The 16,564-nt window shown below is 47.1% G+C and carries 19 protein-coding genes; 7 read left to right on the top strand and 12 right to left on the bottom strand.

Translation table 11 applies throughout. The annotated features are described in order from the left end of the window. Positions 1-33: 33 nt before the first annotated feature. Positions 34-381: a hypothetical protein gene (locus ABH897_RS12805; protein WP_283655218.1), complete on the bottom strand. Its 348-nt coding sequence runs from the start codon at positions 379-381 to the stop codon at positions 34-36. 26 nt (positions 382-407) lie between these two features. Here ABH897_RS12805 and ABH897_RS12800 point away from each other — a divergent pair, with 26 nt between their 5' ends. After that, positions 408-554, top strand: coding sequence for a hypothetical protein (locus ABH897_RS12800; RefSeq protein WP_404580826.1), 147 nt, complete (start codon positions 408-410; stop codon positions 552-554). A gap of 94 nt (positions 555-648) precedes the next feature. On the opposite strand, the gene ABH897_RS12795 is transcribed toward ABH897_RS12800, so the two are convergent. The 8 genes from ABH897_RS12795 to ABH897_RS12760 all read right to left on the bottom strand — a co-directional run bounded on the left by ABH897_RS12795 (position 649) and on the right by ABH897_RS12760 (position 8,454). Next, entirely contained in the window at positions 649-1,608 is a 960-nt protein-coding gene (locus ABH897_RS12795; RefSeq protein ID WP_283655217.1) for an ABC transporter permease, read from the bottom strand. Position 1,609: 1 nt separating this feature from the next. Then, positions 1,610-2,689 carry an ABC transporter permease gene (locus ABH897_RS12790; RefSeq protein WP_283655216.1) on the bottom strand — a complete coding sequence of 360 codons (1,080 nt, stop codon included), beginning with the start codon at positions 2,687-2,689 and terminating at the stop codon, positions 1,610-1,612. Continuing rightward, on the bottom strand, positions 2,682-4,220 hold the full coding sequence (locus ABH897_RS12785) for an ABC transporter ATP-binding protein (protein ID WP_283655215.1): 1,539 nt from the start codon (positions 4,218-4,220) through the stop codon (positions 2,682-2,684). The genes ABH897_RS12790 and ABH897_RS12785 overlap by 8 nt, the downstream gene beginning before the upstream one ends. Before the next feature lie 141 nt (positions 4,221-4,361). Next, the gene (locus ABH897_RS12780; protein WP_283655214.1) at positions 4,362-5,399 is read right to left on the bottom strand and encodes a BMP family lipoprotein; all 1,038 of its coding nucleotides are present in this window, start codon (positions 5,397-5,399) and stop codon (positions 4,362-4,364) included. A 377-nt stretch (positions 5,400-5,776) separates the two neighbouring features. After that, positions 5,777-6,136 (bottom strand): 50S ribosomal protein L20, encoded by a 360-nt coding sequence (gene rplT / locus ABH897_RS12775; protein WP_007429517.1) that lies wholly within the window; start codon positions 6,134-6,136, stop codon positions 5,777-5,779. Positions 6,137-6,189: 53 nt separating this feature from the next. Continuing rightward, the gene (rpmI, locus tag ABH897_RS12770; protein WP_013309379.1) at positions 6,190-6,390 is read right to left on the bottom strand and encodes a 50S ribosomal protein L35; all 201 of its coding nucleotides are present in this window, start codon (positions 6,388-6,390) and stop codon (positions 6,190-6,192) included. A 20-nt stretch (positions 6,391-6,410) separates the two neighbouring features. After that, positions 6,411-6,908 (bottom strand): translation initiation factor IF-3, encoded by a 498-nt coding sequence (gene infC, locus ABH897_RS12765; protein ID WP_014280557.1) that lies wholly within the window; start codon positions 6,906-6,908, stop codon positions 6,411-6,413. A gap of 307 nt (positions 6,909-7,215) precedes the next feature. Further along, positions 7,216-8,454 carry a glycosyltransferase family 2 protein gene (locus ABH897_RS12760; protein ID WP_283655213.1) on the bottom strand — a complete coding sequence of 413 codons (1,239 nt, stop codon included), beginning with the start codon at positions 8,452-8,454 and terminating at the stop codon, positions 7,216-7,218. 602 nt (positions 8,455-9,056) lie between these two features. Between ABH897_RS12760 and ABH897_RS12755 the strand changes: the two genes are divergently transcribed. Together ABH897_RS12755 and ABH897_RS12750 are read left to right on the top strand one after the other, a co-directional pair. Beyond that, a complete protein-coding gene (locus ABH897_RS12755; protein ID WP_283655212.1) occupies positions 9,057-9,584 on the top strand; it encodes a phosphatase PAP2 family protein in 528 nt (175 codons plus the stop codon). Between the two features lie 51 nt (positions 9,585-9,635). After that, on the top strand, positions 9,636-10,769 hold the full coding sequence (locus tag ABH897_RS12750; RefSeq protein WP_481857716.1) for an MGDG synthase family glycosyltransferase: 1,134 nt from the start codon (positions 9,636-9,638) through the stop codon (positions 10,767-10,769). A 22-nt stretch (positions 10,770-10,791) separates the two neighbouring features. Here the strand turns inward: ABH897_RS12750 and trmB are convergent, their stop codons facing one another. Then, a complete protein-coding gene (gene trmB / locus ABH897_RS12745) occupies positions 10,792-11,505 on the bottom strand; it encodes a tRNA (guanosine(46)-N7)-methyltransferase TrmB (RefSeq protein ID WP_283655210.1) in 714 nt (237 codons plus the stop codon). Positions 11,506-11,609: 104 nt separating this feature from the next. Beyond that, positions 11,610-11,807, bottom strand: a complete 198-nt coding sequence (locus ABH897_RS12740; protein WP_013370066.1) for a hypothetical protein — start codon at positions 11,805-11,807, stop codon at positions 11,610-11,612. Between the two features lie 305 nt (positions 11,808-12,112). On the opposite strand from ABH897_RS12740, the gene mnmL reads away from it, so the two are divergent. The 4 genes from mnmL (at position 12,113) to ABH897_RS12720 (ending at position 15,787) form a co-directional block, all read left to right on the top strand. Continuing rightward, positions 12,113-13,066 (top strand): tRNA modification radical SAM protein MnmL/YtqA, encoded by a 954-nt coding sequence (mnmL, locus tag ABH897_RS12735; protein ID WP_404520000.1) that lies wholly within the window; start codon positions 12,113-12,115, stop codon positions 13,064-13,066. Continuing rightward, complete coding sequence (mnmM, locus tag ABH897_RS12730; protein WP_404519998.1) at positions 13,067-13,648, top strand: tRNA 5-(aminomethyl)-2-thiouridylate-methyltransferase MnmM; 582 nt, start codon at positions 13,067-13,069, stop codon at positions 13,646-13,648. A 160-nt stretch (positions 13,649-13,808) separates the two neighbouring features. Then, positions 13,809-14,783 carry a type I phosphomannose isomerase catalytic subunit gene (locus tag ABH897_RS12725; protein ID WP_283655208.1) on the top strand — a complete coding sequence of 325 codons (975 nt, stop codon included), beginning with the start codon at positions 13,809-13,811 and terminating at the stop codon, positions 14,781-14,783. 26 nt (positions 14,784-14,809) lie between these two features. Continuing rightward, positions 14,810-15,787 (top strand): alpha/beta fold hydrolase, encoded by a 978-nt coding sequence (locus tag ABH897_RS12720; RefSeq protein WP_283655207.1) that lies wholly within the window; start codon positions 14,810-14,812, stop codon positions 15,785-15,787. A 121-nt stretch (positions 15,788-15,908) separates the two neighbouring features. Here ABH897_RS12720 and ABH897_RS12715 read toward each other — a convergent pair whose 3' ends face one another. Further along, positions 15,909-16,439 carry a YfiT family bacillithiol transferase gene (locus tag ABH897_RS12715; protein WP_283655206.1) on the bottom strand — a complete coding sequence of 177 codons (531 nt, stop codon included), beginning with the start codon at positions 16,437-16,439 and terminating at the stop codon, positions 15,909-15,911. Between the last annotated feature and the right edge of the window lie 125 nt (positions 16,440-16,564).

Here is a 16,564-nt window from a genome sequence, read left to right as displayed (position 1 = left end):
AAAGTACCTCCTACAGCTCATCATTCCATTATCCTAGAATAAATTGGGGTAAAACGGATAACCTCCGGGGTATCCCCCATCTGTATATGGGCCGTACTGAGGGCCACCGTATCCCGGTCCCCCATAACCTGCTCCGTAACCGCCATAACCGCCACCATATCCACCAACATAAGGAGCCGTGCCGATGGCAAGCAAGTCGAACAGCACCAAGGGAATAATCGCCTTCGTCTTTACCTTTTTCTTACGATTGGGTTGAAGAATCAGTCGGTTACCCGAAATGCGAATCAGCTTGCCGCTGACCTGGGAACCATCCTTGCGAGTAGCCAGAATGACTTTGCCGACAAGCTTCTCCACCTGCTTTCTGGTCACTGCCTGTTTCATCGTATTTCCTCCTTCTTTCTCAACGGATGGACAGATTGAACGGCTCCTTGATAGCTCACCGCCACCACAAAAACAGACTGGAGCTGACAGGGGCCGAGCGTTCGTCCAATCTGCATAGCACAGTCTATTCCATCCATGCCAGAAGCGTATGTTTAAATGCCTGCACAACCTAAAAAAATCCGGTACCTGCGAATGCAGATACCGGATTTGCGAACAAATGCAATTTTCAGATTTCAAGACAAACAGCTTTTAGCTGCCCATGTAAAATTAGCGCTTGCTTGGATCATAGAGCTGACCCAAAGCAGCAGGAGCACGCGAGCGCCCTACAGCCGCTACCAGAACAATAATCGTTAGGAGATACGGCAGCATAAAAATAATTTCCTGGGGAATACTTTGCGACCATGCGAATAACTGCACATAGTTGCGAATGGCCTGAGAAAAGCCAAAAAACACAGCTGCGCCAAAAGCGCCGAGCGGATTCCATTTTCCGAAAATCATAGCGGCAATGGCAATATATCCTTGACCGGATACCGTATTATGCGAAAACATATTTGTCGTCGTCAAGGTGATCGTAGCTCCGCCAATACCAGCCAACGCACCGCTGATCATGACCCCGATATAACGCAGTCGATTTACCTTGATACCAACGGTATCCGCAGCGCCCGGATGCTCTCCGACAGAACGCAAACGCAAGCCGAACGGCGTTTTATACAATGTAAAATATCCAATAATGACTAATAATATGGCCAAATAGGTCGTTGGATAGGCTTGGAAAAAGGCTTTTCCCAAAATCGGAATATCTACTAGATAGGGAATGGATATTTCGCTAAACCCCTGAATTCGCCCAGTATCCCCATCACCCTCAAATAAAAGCTTAACCATGTATAGTGTACTGCCTGCCGCCAAAAAGTTAATAACAATCCCGCTAATGACCTGATCGGCTTTAAACGTAATCGAGGCTACAGCATGAATCAGCGAAACCAGAATGCCGAATACCGCCGCCGACAGCACACCTACCCAAGCCGCAGAGGTTCCCCCCAGCCCTGCTTGTTCCGCATAAAATCCGCCTACACCCGCCGCAAACGCCCCGAACACCATAAGACCTTCCAGCCCGAGGTTCGTTACACCGGATTTTTCCGAAAAAACTCCGCCGAGAGAGGCAAATATAATCGCCGTCGCAAAAACGAGCGTTGTATGGATTAATTCACCAAGTGTTAACCAACTCATTTTACAACACCTTCTCTTTCTTCCGCTTGGAGTAGAGCGGCTTCACAACCCAACGTACAATTCCCTGGGCTGCAATAAAGAAAATAATCGAGCCGATGACAACCCGAATAATTTCGGGCGGTACATCCGCGCTAAAGCTCATCCCCGCAGAACCATACGTTAGCGTTCCGAACAAAACAGAGCCAAGCAGCACACCGAACGGATTATTCATCCCGATGAGCGCCACGGCGATACCGTCAAAGCCGGTCCCCGGCGATCCTGCCATGACAGATTGATAATGGAATACCCCCAGCACTTCAAAGGCACCCGCCAATCCGGCAAAAACACCACTAATGAACATCGCCTTTACGATGTTGCGATTCACATTCATACCTGCATAGCGGGATGCGTCCTGATTAAATCCGACAGCACGCAGCTCATAGCCCTGCTTGGTTTTCCACATGAAAATATAGAAAAACACCGCCGCCAGCACAGCAATGACGGTCCCCCAATGAACCCGGGCATTTCCCATCATCTGTGACAGCCATTCAATCGAAATCGAAGCGGAAGGCAGAATATCCACGGAACGATTTTCACCCTCCATGAGTGCGAACTGGTTAATCACCAGGTTAGCCAAATACAGACCAATCCAGTTCATCATAATACAGGTGATAACCTCATTAACGCCACGCTTGGCCTTCAAATAGCCAGCAATTGCAGCCCATAGACCCCCGAATACCGCCCCAGCAATGATTGCCAGCGGTGCATGAATAATAGCAGGCAGTCCATGCAGCTTGATGCCCACAATCGAAGCAGCCGTCATACCCACCAGAAATTGACCTTCGCCGCCGATGTTAAACAATCCGGCACGGGCAGCAAAAGCAAATGCCAACCCCGTCAAAATCAGTGGGGTCATCTCACGGATTGCCTCACCAAAATTGTATGAGTCTCCGTACACACGGCTAAATAGTGCAGAATACGCCACAATGGGATCATAGCCGCCAATCAGCATTACGACAGCACCCAGAAGAAGACCCAAAATAATAGAGACCAGCGCCAGAACAAAGGAGTCTTTCGTAAATATTTTCAATAGGTTAGCCATTCTCTACTCCTTTCTTCACTGCACTTCCGGCCATCATCAGTCCCAATTCCTGATCATTCGTTTCTTCCGGCAGCACTTCCCCAACAATCTTGCCCTCATAGATGACAGCAATTCGGTCGGAAACATTCATAATTTCGTCCAGTTCAAAAGAAATGAGCAATACCGCTTTGCCTTGATCCCGCTGGGCAATCAGTTGCTGCTGGACAAATTCAATCGCTCCAACATCCAGCCCCCGTGTAGGTTGGGCCGCAATGAGAAGGTCTGGATTTTTATCTATTTCACGCGCAATGATTGCCTTTTGCTGATTACCGCCAGATAATGCTCTCGCCTTGGTATGAATATCCGGCGTTCTCACATCAAATTTCTCAATGAGACTTTTCGCCTGCTTATCAATAGCCTCTTTGTTCAGAAAGCCGTTTTTACTGTAAGGAGCCTGATAGTAGGACTCCAGGACCATGTTTTCGCTCATGGAAAAATCGAGTACCAACCCGTGCTTATGCCGGTCCTCCGGGATATGCGAAACGCCTGCCTCTGAAATTTTACGTGGCGACTGATTCGTCATCTCTTGTCCGAGCAATCGAATGTGTCCGCCATCGACCTTGCGTAAACCGGTCAAAGCTTCAATCAGCTCACTCTGTCCGTTACCATCCACTCCAGCGATTCCCAAAATCTCACCTGCCTTGACTTGCAGGTTCAGCTCATTCAGAACGCTAATGCCATCCTTGTTTTTAGAGACCACATTGCTCATTTCAAGAACGGTTTGTCCCGGCTTCGCAGGCTGCTTGTCCACTTTAAAGGTCACACGGCGGCCTACCATTTTCTCCGCCAGGTCATTCGGCGTCGTTTCCGATGTCTTGACCGTATCAATGACCTGACCCCGACGAATAATCGTAACTGTATCTGCAATTTGCATGATTTCTTTAAGTTTATGAGTGATCAGAATAATGGACTTGCCTTCAGCTACCAGACGCTTCATAATGTCCAGCAACTCAATGATTTCCTGTGGAGTCAGTACCGCTGTCGGCTCGTCAAAGATCAGGATATCTGCACCACGATAGAGCGTTTTGATAATTTCCACACGCTGCTGCATGCCGACGGATATATCTTCAATTTTGGCATTCGGATTCACCTGAAGGCCGTACTGCTCAGACAACCGCTGTACTTCGGCGGCAGCCTTTTTATAATTGATTTTCAGACCTTTGCGTGGCTCCGAGCCCAGGACAATATTTTCGGTGACAGTAAACGGCTGCACGAGCTTAAAATGCTGATGCACCATGCCAATACCCAGATCAATCGCCTTATTTGGGCTATCAATCTGTACTGGTTTTCCACCGATTTCTATCGATCCTTCATCCGGCTGATACAGTCCGAAAAGAATATTCATAAGCGTAGATTTACCCGCACCATTCTCACCCAAAAGGGCATGAATTTCTCCCTTATGCAGCTTGATGCTGATGGAGTCGTTGGCAACGATGCCGGGGAATCGTTTTGTAATTTGCTTTAACTCAACGACGGGGGTCGCTGCATCCATGAGATCACCCTTATATACTTTATAGTATGTGCTCCAATGAGCTGATTTGCCGTTATGATCTGTATAACTCCAGACGTAAGAACAAGGCTAGTCTTGTGAACCAGCCTTGTCGCCACCTTTATTTATCTTGCAAGCCAAATCTTATTTCGAAGGAACTGTAATTTCGCCCTTAATAATTTTTTGCTTGTATTGTTCTACGAGATCAAGCACGTCTTTAGGAACGTTTTTACTGGATGTATCCGCCAAGCCAATTCCGTTATCTTTCAGAGCCAGCGTTTCGATACCGCCCTTAAATTTACCATCGATAACTTCCTGGGATACGCGTTTTACGGCTTCATCCACACGTTTGACCATTGAAGTCAACGTTACGTCATCACCAAACTCAAGCGATTGGTCTTTATCTACACCGATAACCCATACTTGCTGACCTTGTTGCTTCCGTGCGAGCGCTTCGTTAAATACGCCTGTACCTGATCCGCCAGCTGCGTGGAAAATAATGTCCGCACCGCTGTTGTAGATCGTTGCAGCCGCTGCTTTACCCAGATCCGGCTTATCAAACGCACCTGTGTAGTTTACTTCCAATTTTGCATTTGGATTAACTGCTTTAATACCCGCTTCGAAGCCTTTTTCAAAACGTTTGATCAGCGGGCTATCTTGTCCACCCACAAAACCGATTTTGTTTGTTTTGGTGAGTTTACCAGCTACAACCCCCACCAGGAAGGAACCTTCATTTTCAGCAAAAACAACCGATTTTACATTAGGCGCATCTACGACACTGTCGATGATCGCCAGATTTTTGTCAGGATTGTCTTTCGCTACTTGTCCAATCGCATTCGCCAGATTAAAACCAATACCCCAAGTCAGGTTAAAACCGCCCTTAACAAATTGGTTCAGGTTAGGAATATAATCTTGATCCGATTTACTTTGCAAGTATTTAGCCTTGGCGCCTGTTTCTTTTTCAATGGCTTGCAATGCTTCCCATGCAGATTGGTTAAACGATTTGTCATTTACTCCACCTACATCTGTAACCATGCCGATTTGGACATTCGATGTTTTGGCAGAACCACCTGCGTCTCCGCCACTTGCGTTGGACGCCCCTTGATTTTTGTTACCGCAGCCTGCGAGAATGACTGAGATCGCTAGCAGCATAACCAAAGACATACTGAACATTTTCTTCATGCTGATACTGTTCCCCCTTAGTGTTAGATCCCTGGACTGTCTCTTTTCTCTGAAAATGGACACGTCATACATTCCATTTACTGTCGAGACAGATCGTACAGAAGACTTACTTTAGAGATTATACAATTATGATCGACTAAAATCTAGATGATTAATAACCTTGGGTCAATTTTTTTTGAAAATTGATTAATGTAAGCGCTACACCTATTGTAAAATCCATACATTCTGTCATCATACGTCATGTTTATTCGTATTTTGAATAATTTGGACTTTTTTCATTTCGTTAAGTATGTACAAAAAAAGGCATCCCTACACAGCATACTGCTCGGGATACCTTTTCAACCACTTTCGCGGTTTCAACGCCTTCATTTCAATAATTAAGCGTTGATTTTGCCTTTAGCAACAGTTGCCAAAGAGTTGAACGCATTGATATCGTTGACTGCAAGATCAGCCAAGATTTTGCGGTTAATGTCCACACCAGCCAATTTCAGGCCGTGCATCAGTTTGCTGTAAGACAAACCGTTCAAACGAGCTGCTGCATTGATACGCACGATCCACAGTCTGCGGAAGTTACGTTTCGTCTGACGACGGTCACGGTATGCGTAAACAAGCGATTTCATTACCTGCTCGTTAGCTGTTTTAAAAATGCGGTGTTTGGAACCAAAATAACCTTTAGCAAGCTTCAATACTTTTTTATGACGACGACGAACGACGAATCCGCCCTTTACTCTTGCCATATCAAAAGACCTCCCAAATAATGTTTATGCTTAATTCATTGCCGTGCTGTGTGCTATTTCAGGTTAGCAAGACCTTGTTTCAGACGCTTAACGTCCCCAGGTGCCATCTCAGGGTTAGTACCCAGTACGCGTTTTGCACGTTTGGATTTGTGGGAAAGCAAGTGGTTTTTGTAAGCTTTGTAACGCATTACTTTACCAGTACCAGTAATCTTGAAGCGGCCTTTAAGGCTGCTATGTGTTTTCATTTTGGGCATTGAACTTCCTCCTTAATTTGTCATTGACTCTTTGGAGCCAATATCATAATCATGCTGCGTCCTTCGAGCTTGGGTTGGCGCTCCACGGTACAAAGATCAGCAACTTCCACTTTCACACGCTCGAGAATTTTTTGACCCACATTAGCATGGGTAATTTCCCGACCACGGAAACGAACGGAGCATTTCACCTTGTCCCCTTCATTCAGGAACTTAACCACATTGCGAAACTTGGTCTGGTAGTCATGCTCCTCGATGTTGGAACGGAACCATACCTCTTTGATGTCAACGATCTTCTGGTTTTTACGGGCTTCCTTTTCTTTCTTCTGTTGCTCATAGCGGAATTTTCCGTAATCCATAATCCGACACACGGGCGGCTTCGCTTGAGGCGCCACGTTCACGAGATCCAAGTTTGCGTCAATCGCCATTTGCAGAGCTTCACGAGTCGGTGTAATCCCGATTTGTTCCCCGTTAGCACCAACCAGACGTACTTCTCTCACCCGAATCTCATCATTGATCATATGTTCCTTACTAATAACCCTCCACCTCCAGAACCTGTTATTGTTGTATTGTGTTAAAGCACAAAAAAGGGATGACGACTATGCAGCCGACATCCCTGTCTGATACTCAATTCATCATGAAAGTTCAATTCACAAATCATTGGATCAAGACCAGCCGGCAATACCGGACAGGTGAGAAGTCGGACCTTCTACTTATAATCCATACTTTTCAATTAACATGCTTGAACATCTTATCACGCAACTCACCAGAGTGTCAACACATTTATTCAAAACAGTTGGCACTTAGGATCTGCGATACACTCAGCATTTAGCCCTGCTTACTTTGAACTTCTTCCAGCCGAACGACACGGGTATGCTGGGTGTGGCTCCATTGCTTGTTGTTTTGCGTAAAGAACGCATAGAACGTAATCGGATACCACGAAACCAGATAGACAGGGAACAGCAACAAATAAAGATACACTTTTTTGAACGTGACCTTTTCCAGGATCATCGCGATCAAAAAGGTGGTAATATTCAGACCAACAGCTATAGCACCGGTCCAGGCCGGGAATTGTACATAGATATTTTCGATATTAGGTCCACCAAATAACGTAATGTCTACCCACATCGCTACTGTCATCAAGAAGGTAAGCAGTACGATATACACGTTCAGACCATAGAGAGCCATATCGAATTTGACCAGGCTTCTATGCTTGATGCTCTGCCACAGCAGTGGGAAGAAATAACGGCGAGCGACTGTAAAGTGACCCTGCATCCAGCGCAGACGTTGTCTGGAGGAAGCTTTAAAAGTCAACGGCTTCTCGTCATATACCTTGGCATCATAATTAAATCTTGGATATACATTACGTTGCGTACAGCGCATGGTAAACTCCAAATCCTCTACCAGACTCGTCGCACCCCAGCCCATTTCCTTGAGCAGGTTCGTTTCAAAACACATGCCTGTACCACCAAGGAAGTTAGCCATGTTCAGGTTGTGACGTGACAACTGCCACAGACGGTTGATGTACCAGTAAGATACTCCGTATGCCGCAGTAATCCATGAATCCTCAGGATTCTTCGTATCAATGTACCCCTGGATAACACGGGCACCTGTGCACAAGTCGTTGTTCATTTCACTCAAGAAATTCGTATGTGCCAAATTGTCAGCATCGAACATGACAATCGCATCATATTGACGTGGCATAGCCCACAATTCCTTGAGCATCCACTCAATGGCGTAGCCTTTACCACGCAAATTCGGATTCGTACGTTCACAAGCATTCATGCCGTGTGCGCGAACGATATCCGCCGTCTTGTCCGTACAGTTATCACAAATAACGAATACATCGTACAGTTCCTTTGGATAATCAAGTTGCTTCAAGTTCTCCATCAATGCTCCAACAACCTGTTCCTCGTTGTGGGCAGCGACCAAAATGGCAAATGATTTTTCCGGAGCCGCATGCTCTTTCCTTTTTTTGCGAACCAGACCGAACAAGGAGAATCCAAACTGATAGACCGCGATCAGCGCCAGAATAATCTGGAGCGTCACAAAAATGGCGTCTAACATAATCTCTTGTTACCCCCTTTTTTATACCCCTTAAAAATCTTGCGTTTGTTTGTTTTCTATCTCTGTAGCGCAAGTTGCGGCGCTTTGCGCGCCTTTTTTTGTAGTTTTTGACCCGACCCTTGCTTTTTTCATTGACTGTGTGCAGCCCCCTATTGGCTGACACAGGAACGCCATTACGATTTTCGTTGGTTTTCAATCTTTTGTCAAAGCCTCTAAACCGTTCTCAGCAGCAAAAAAACACGACAAACTCCCGTTTGAACCAGGAATGCGACGCTGATCCTTTCATACATGACGGTAGGTCTTATTTTCATCCATTTGCTAACTTTTTATTTCTTTAGTCCCTCCTTTTTTGTGGTCCATTTAACAGCCACTTCTAAATACTCTATCGTATTAGACGAATGAACGCAAAGAAAGTTATACAATTCAACTTATATTCCATTAACATTTTTGTGTAGAATTGAACCAGATAAGTTGTGATTCTTGAAATGAGCAGCGTTTAAAAATATGATGAGAGCAAGAGAATAATGACTTATCACCTGATTCTGTCCAAGTGATTCAAAATATTTGCCGACCAACCCGGCACGGCAACCGGAGGAAACCAAATGCAACGTCTAGTCGTAAAACTTGTAAATCTGGAGCAGCAGTTGTTCAAATGGATCAACGGACGCTTACACAATCGTTTTTTGAACTTCTGGCTTTATTATCTTACACATCTGGGGGGAGCGACCTTTACAATCACCTCTACACTGCTTGTATGGCTGCTCGCTCCGCTTCCATGGAAGGAATCCGGTATGAAGGGGGCCATCGCGCTTGGAGTCAGCCACATCCCTGTAGCCATCGCCAAAAAGCTGTACCCGCGGATTCGTCCGTACCTGGCACTGCCAGATACGAATACGTTCCGTAATCCCCTGTCGGATCATTCTTTTCCTTCGGGGCATACAACCGCTATTTTTTCAGTAACCGTTCCTTTTATGCTACAGTCCCCCATGCTAATACTGCTTTTGCTGCCCGTCGCGCTGATTGTGGGTTTTTCCCGAATTTACCTGGGGCTCCACTATCCTACGGACGTACTCGCAGGGGCGGTCATCGGCACATCAGCAGCAATAGGAACGGTTGCATTCTGGCCTTAAAGCCGATATGGTATGATTGAGAACATCCCAGCAGGAACAGGTGAAATGAGAGTGGCTAAAAAACGAGTGTTATTATTATCGGAAGGTTTCGGTGCCGGACATACTCAAGCTGCGTACGCACTCTCAAGCAGTTTGCGCAAGCTTTCTCCGAATGTGCAGACCAGAGTGCTGGAATTAGGGAGCTTTTTGAATCCGAGAATGGCTCCGCTCATTATTACAGCGTATAAGAAGACTGTCATATCGCAGCCTCGCCTGATCGGAATGGTTTACCGTCATCAGTATAAAAAATCATTAAACCGTCTTACAACGCTCGCTTTGCACCGTCTGTTCTACACGCAGACCCGAAACATTCTTCGGCAGCTTCGTCCTGATTTGGTGGTATGCACTCATCCCATCCCAAGTGCAGTGATTTCACGTTTGAAGCGCTTGGGCGTACATGTTCCGCTCTGTACCGTCATTACAGATTACGATGCGCATGGAACGTGGATCAGTCCCGAGGTGGACCGTTACTTTGTATCTACGCCTGAAGTCATGCGTAAGCTGCGCACACGCGGAGTGCCTATGTCGAAAATTCAAGTAACGGGTATTCCGGTTCATCCGAATTTCTGGGAACATCCGGGGCACGACGAAATCCGGGACCAATTCGGTCTTAAGCCGATTCCCACCGTACTCGTTATGGGCGGCGGCTGGGGTCTGATGAACGACGAAGTCATTCATCGCTCGCTTACCCACTGGAGAGAAAACATTCAATTTATTTTTTGTCTGGGTCATAATGATAAAATTCGTCGTAAAATGCAGCTGGATCCCCGCTTCATTCATCCGAATATTCATATTTTCGGATTTACGCGGGAAATCGACAAATTAATGGAGGTATCGAATCTGCTCATTACCAAGCCCGGCGGAATGACATGCACCGAGGGGCTGGCAAAAGGGATTCCGATGTTGTTTCACAAACCTCTCCCCGGACAGGAAGAAGAAAATTGTCAATACTTTACGGCTCAAGGCTTCGGAGAACCGATTACTTCGCTGGATGTTGTCGTTAAATGGATGAACCGGCTGTTACACGAATTTCCGGAAATCGTTCGCAAGCGACAGGATCACGTTCATAATGTAGCGCGATATTATCCTCTTCAGAGTGCACAGAGTATTTTGGATATACTGGAACCAAACAGGGTGCTTTCCTAAAAGGAAGCACCCTGTTTTTTATTTATTTCCCATACTTCTCAAGACGCATTTTCTCATACTCTTCCAATGCATCTTTGCCAATCAACACCTCGACACGATGGATGTTCATGCCTTTGCCCATAAATTTATGTTCATACTCAGTCATGACATGCTCTTCGTTGATACCATCACGATGAAGATTCAACGATATATTCGTCATTTGCAGACCACTATCAGCAAACGAATTCAGCGAGAACTCAAACAGCGTCTCCGAATCGGTTTTGAAATGAATTTGCCCCTTGCTATTTAAAAGTTGCCGGTACTTGTCCAAAAAGCGCGGATGTGTCAAACGACGACGCGCGTGCTTGGCTTTAGGCCACGGATCGCTAAAATTCAAATAAATGCGTTCAATTTCCCCAGGTTCAAAAACATTCTCAATCTGTTCAATGTTCGCAAGCGCCAATTTGATATTAGGCGGCGTATCAACCTCTGTATCACTCCAGGCCAGACGCGACTTTTCCGCTGCGCGACGCACCAGTTCATCATACATATCAAAGCCAATATAGTTGATTTCCGGATTCCGATAGCTCATTTGACTGATGAACCGACCTTTGCCCATACCGAATTCCACATGAATCGGACGATCATTGCCAAAAAGCTGCTGCCACTTTCCTTTATACTGTCCCGGCTCCAAGATCACCAGGTCCTGCTGTTCTTCCAGACTTTCCCGTATTCCTTTTCTTCCGCGTAAACGCATGTTACTCCTCCATATGCTCTGTTATCAAGGAAAAAGGAATCTCACCCCCGCTTGAAGATACGGAAATGAAATTCCTTTTTCAATATATTTGGATTGGGGTCCAACTAATTTAATTGTTCATAGTCTACCCCATCAGCAGGTGAAAAATCAATCGTCTTTTGGCAAGCGGCTCTGATTTTTTGACGTGCGGCCGTTCCAATCTGGCGGTCTTGCCCAAAACGGACACCAGTCAGCGCCAATGCCTCGTCAAAGGTTAACTCAACAGTAACTTTATCCATACGCGTTTTATCCTGCGTATTCATAAAAGATCACCTCACGGGTTATTAGTGATGGAACCGACGTGCATTTACCCTAAAGCAGGCGATAGAAGCAGCATAGCTGCCCTGAAAAATAATCATTAGCCGATGGTTAACTTTTATTTTCAGGATCGAAAACAGTCCTTTTATATTATGTCTGGTACCGCTTACAATATAACACATGGTGTAACCTTTTTCAATCCTGAATCCAATAAAATCCGCACTTTCTCTTGCCTTTCGCTCTCAAGTGATTCCCAATTCCGACTGATTTTTGTTACAATAGGGTGATCGCAAAAAAAAGGAGTACACCCATGAAAACAGATTTGTTGCCTGCTTCTCTCCTGTGGGGAGATAAACGGTTCCATACGTGGAATTACGAAATGCGCGAGCAATTTCAAAATAAAGTGTTCAAAGTCATGCTGGATGCAGGCTTTACCTGTCCGAACCGGGATGGTTCCATTGCCAAAGGAGGCTGCACCTTTTGCAGCGCACGGGGATCTGGTGATTTTGCCGGACGCCGCCGGGACGATCTCGTCACCCAATTCAATACGATTCGGGACCGACAGCATCTAAAATGGCCAAACGCCCAATATATCGGCTATTTTCAAGCCTATACGAATACGTATGCCCCGGTTGAGGAGCTACGCGAATACTTCGAGGTCATTCTGGAGCAGCCCGGCGTTGTTGGTCTGTCCATCGCTACACGTCCCGATTGCCTGCCTGACGATGTAGTGGATTACCTTGCCGAGCTGAACAAGCGCACATACCTGTGGATCGAAATGGGCCTGCAAACCGTCCATGAATCCACCTCGGAGCTGATTAACCGCGCCCATGACACTCAATGCTATCTGGAAGCGGTGGAAAAGCTGCGCAAGCGCAATATCCGCGTATGCGCGCACATCATTTACGGACTGCCGCAGGAAACGCATGAAATGATGCTGGACACAGGTCGTGCAGTGGCGGCTATGGATGTGCAGGGCATCAAAATCCACCTGTTGCATCTCATGCGCAAAACGCCGATGGTCAAGCAGTATGAAGCCGGATTGCTTCGCTTTCTGGAAAAAGATGAATACGTCAAGCTGATCGTCGATACGCTGGAATTTTTGCCGCCCGAAATGATCGTTCATCGGTTGACCGGGGATGCACCACGGGATTTGCTGATGGGTCCGATGTGGTCGCTCAAAAAATGGGAAGTACTCAACGCCATTGACGATGAACTAAAATCACGGGAAACGTGGCAAGGTAAGTATTGGAGGCAGCCTTAAATGGGCTTCCTGTCTGTACTGAGCTACGCTCATCAATTGGTAGCTGCGCGAGTCCAGCCGGGCGATACGGCTATAGATGCCACAGTTGGCACCGGAGCGGATACGCTGTTCCTGGCTAAGGCTGCCGGAAGACGGGGACGTGTCTATGGCTTCGATATCCAGCAGGAGGCTTTGCAGCTCGCTCGTCGTCGGCTGGACAAAGACGAATCCCTCTCACTGGCGGAGGTATCGCTATTGCTGCAAGGTCATGAGCAGATGCGGGAAGCCGTTCCCAACAAACTGCATGGCAAAGTCGCTGCGGTCATGTTTAATCTCGGCTACTTGCCCTCCGAAGGCGCTGATCCATCTGTTATCACGCATACCGACAGTACACTCGCCGCTCTTGATGCGGCACTGTATCTGCTGCGTCCGCGCGGTATTCTGACCGCCATACTGTATCCGGGACACGCTGGAGGCGGCGAGGAAGCCGAAGCTGTCCTTCAATGGGCCTCCACCCTCCCGGTATCCAGTGGTCAAAGCATTATTTACCGCCAATTACAACGAGCTGCTTCGCCTTACGTAGTGGCGGTTGAAAAGAAATAATGTCGCATTTTTAAATTCGCATATTCAGGTTATGAGCGGCTTTTTTAGCCGCCTTACATATATCTTTTTTTGAGCGTCGTACGGGCTATTCACCCCAGTTTTATTGCCCCAGCGGCATGTTTCTGGTCGCACTCATTACTCATTATGGAGGAGAGAAATTATGCTAAAGCCATACCCGCTGCAATTTCAACCTGAGTTCAAAGAGAGAGTTTGGGGAGGACGAGCCTTGGAGCAATTCGGTTTAACCCCGCCGGAAGGGCATATTGGGGAAGGATGGATGATTGCCGATCATCCAAATGGAACCACAACGGTCATCAATGGCCAGCTGGCTGGCAAGGGGCTGGATGAAATTCGCGAAACCTACGGGCAGGACTGGCTCGGGGCCAAGGGTGTATCGGAAAAAGGCGGACGTTTTCCGCTTCTGATCAAGCTGCTGGATTGCAATGACGATCTGTCCGTGCAAGTGCATCCGACAGACGATTATGCAGGACTTCCAGCCGGAGAGCTGGGAAAAACCGAAATGTGGTACGTGCTTGATGCCAAGCCGGATGCCAAAATTATTTACGGTTTGACCGAGGGCGTGACCCGGGACAGCCTGCGTACCGCCCTTGAAAGCGGAGACATCCTGGGTAGCTTGCGTCAGGTTCCTGTTGAGGCAGGCGACACATTCTTCATCCCTGCTGGAACCGTACATGCGTTGTGTGCAGGCGTTGTTGTTGCTGAAATTCAGCAAAATTCAGATACCACCTATCGGTTATATGACTACAACCGTCCTGGTCTGGATGGCAAGCCCCGTGAGCTGCATATCGAGGATTCCCTCAATGTGACCTCTTACGAGGGGGCTGGTGCAACAACAATGAAGACAGGTGGTTTACAGCCGGGTGAATGGCTTCAACTCGCAGCCTGTGAGTATTTTGTCGTGGAAAAGGGTATCGTAGAGGGAAGCTGGGCGCTTTCCACAACCGATGACAGCTTTACCATTCTCGTGATTTGCGAAGGCAGTGGTACATTAACGTGGGACAATCATTCGTCGTCTCTCTCCTGCAAAGCTGGAGATTGCTTCCTGCTCCCCGCTAATCTGGGTGGTTACACGCTGAATGACGGAATGACTGTCCTTAGATCTTATCTTCCTTAAAGCTTAAAGGGTGTGTTGTCTAACTTATGCGGGAATATACCTTCACCATCGCTGAAAATGACGGAACGGAGCTTTTTGCCTACCGCTGGCTACCGGATCAGCATACGCCCGTGCGGGGAATCGTTCAGATTTCGCACGGGATGTGCGAGACATCCTACCGCTATATTCGCTTGGCTGAGAAGCTTACAGCTTCCGGCTATGGTGTATATGCCAACGATCATATCGGCCACGGACGTACCGCCGGTGATTCTGATAAGCTTGGCATGCCAGGGGCGAATGCATTCCAACGAATGGCAAGCGGTATGCTGGATCTGGGCGAAATTGCGGCCAAGGAGTTTCCAGATCAGCCTCGTTTTTTGCTCGGTCACAGTATGGGATCCTTTTTAACCCAGAAAATCATGTATGATGATAAGCAACAGTATCACGGATTTATTTTATCGGGAACGAACGGACGGCGTGGCCTGCTGAAACTTGGAGAACAAGTTGCCCTGCTGCAAGCCAAACTGCAAGGAATGGATCACCGCAGCATACTGCTCAACGCTATGGTCTTCGGCGGATTTAATCGAGCCTTTCGTCCGGTGCGTACAGCGTTCGACTGGTTATCCCGCGATCCCGATGAAGTAGACCAATTCGTACATGATCCGTTATGCGGTGCCATCTGCACGACAGGCTTTTTTCTAGATTTTTTCCGGCTTTTGCAGGAAATTCATTGGCCCTCCTCACTCGAAAAAATCAATCCCAAGCTGCCAATCTATATTTTTGCCGGGGATCGTGATCCGGTGGGGTTGTTCGGTAAAGGTGTTCTAACGCTGGTGGATATGTACCGGAGTCTGAAGCTTCAGGATGTAGAATATCGTCTCTATCCTGACGGCCGACATGAGATGCTGCATGAAACGAATCGCCATGAGGTCATGACCGATATCGTTGATTGGCTGGATCGCCATATTAACACAGCAGCGACCTCCGTTTCTGTTATGTCTGGAGGCTCTGAGGCATCTTCATAAATAGCTCTTAATAAAAAGAAACCTTCAAAACCACGGTTAAAGTGAGTTTAAAGGTTTCTTTTTATTTCTTTGTCTGCGTCGTGACACCACAAGTAACTTTTCAGTTCAGCTTATTAGGAGATTACCATGTATTCCGTTCTCTTAGGGAAGTAATATGAGCTATATGATGTTTGCCGTGCCAGGCATAGATGCCAATGTTTCGTTCCAGGCGGATCGTCTGACCCGATTCCGGATGGATAAACGTTCGGTGTAATTGATCATCCCCCAGCGAACGCAACACAACCACCCACCGTTCATGCAGCCCTTCCAGCAATTGCAGAGAAGGCTCCAGCGGAAGCTCCCTTGCATCCGGTATTTCGGCCCAACGCCCCTCATCATATGGCTTAATCGTGGGTGTATCCTCTGTTAGCGCTAGCTTGAAGCGAATATAACCGTTCATATGGCTGTCTGCCAAATGATGGACAACCTGCCGAACCGTCCAGCCTCCTTCGCGATAAGGCGTGTTCAACTGTTGTTCGTCCAGCCCTTCGACCGCCTGACGAAGCTGAGAAGGCAGTTCAGCAATATCGTGAGTCCATGCCAGAAGCTGTTCTTCTGTAATGGTATCCGGAACGACGAATGGCCCAATCGGGTAGCGCAAATCATGATCCAAAACAGTTCCCCACCCTTCTCTGCATCTGAGTATCCTACTACCTGTAATCTTATGTTATAACTATGCATGAAAAAAAGCAGACCCGCAAGAGCCTGCTTTTTCATATACGTAAAGATTGGATACAA

This window comes from Paenibacillus sp. RC73 (genome assembly GCF_044908085.1).
Lineage (GTDB): Bacteria > Bacillota > Bacilli > Paenibacillales > Paenibacillaceae > Paenibacillus > Paenibacillus terrae_A.
The sequence above is the reverse complement of the archived record's forward strand: the minus strand, read 5'-3'. Positions and strand labels throughout refer to the sequence as shown.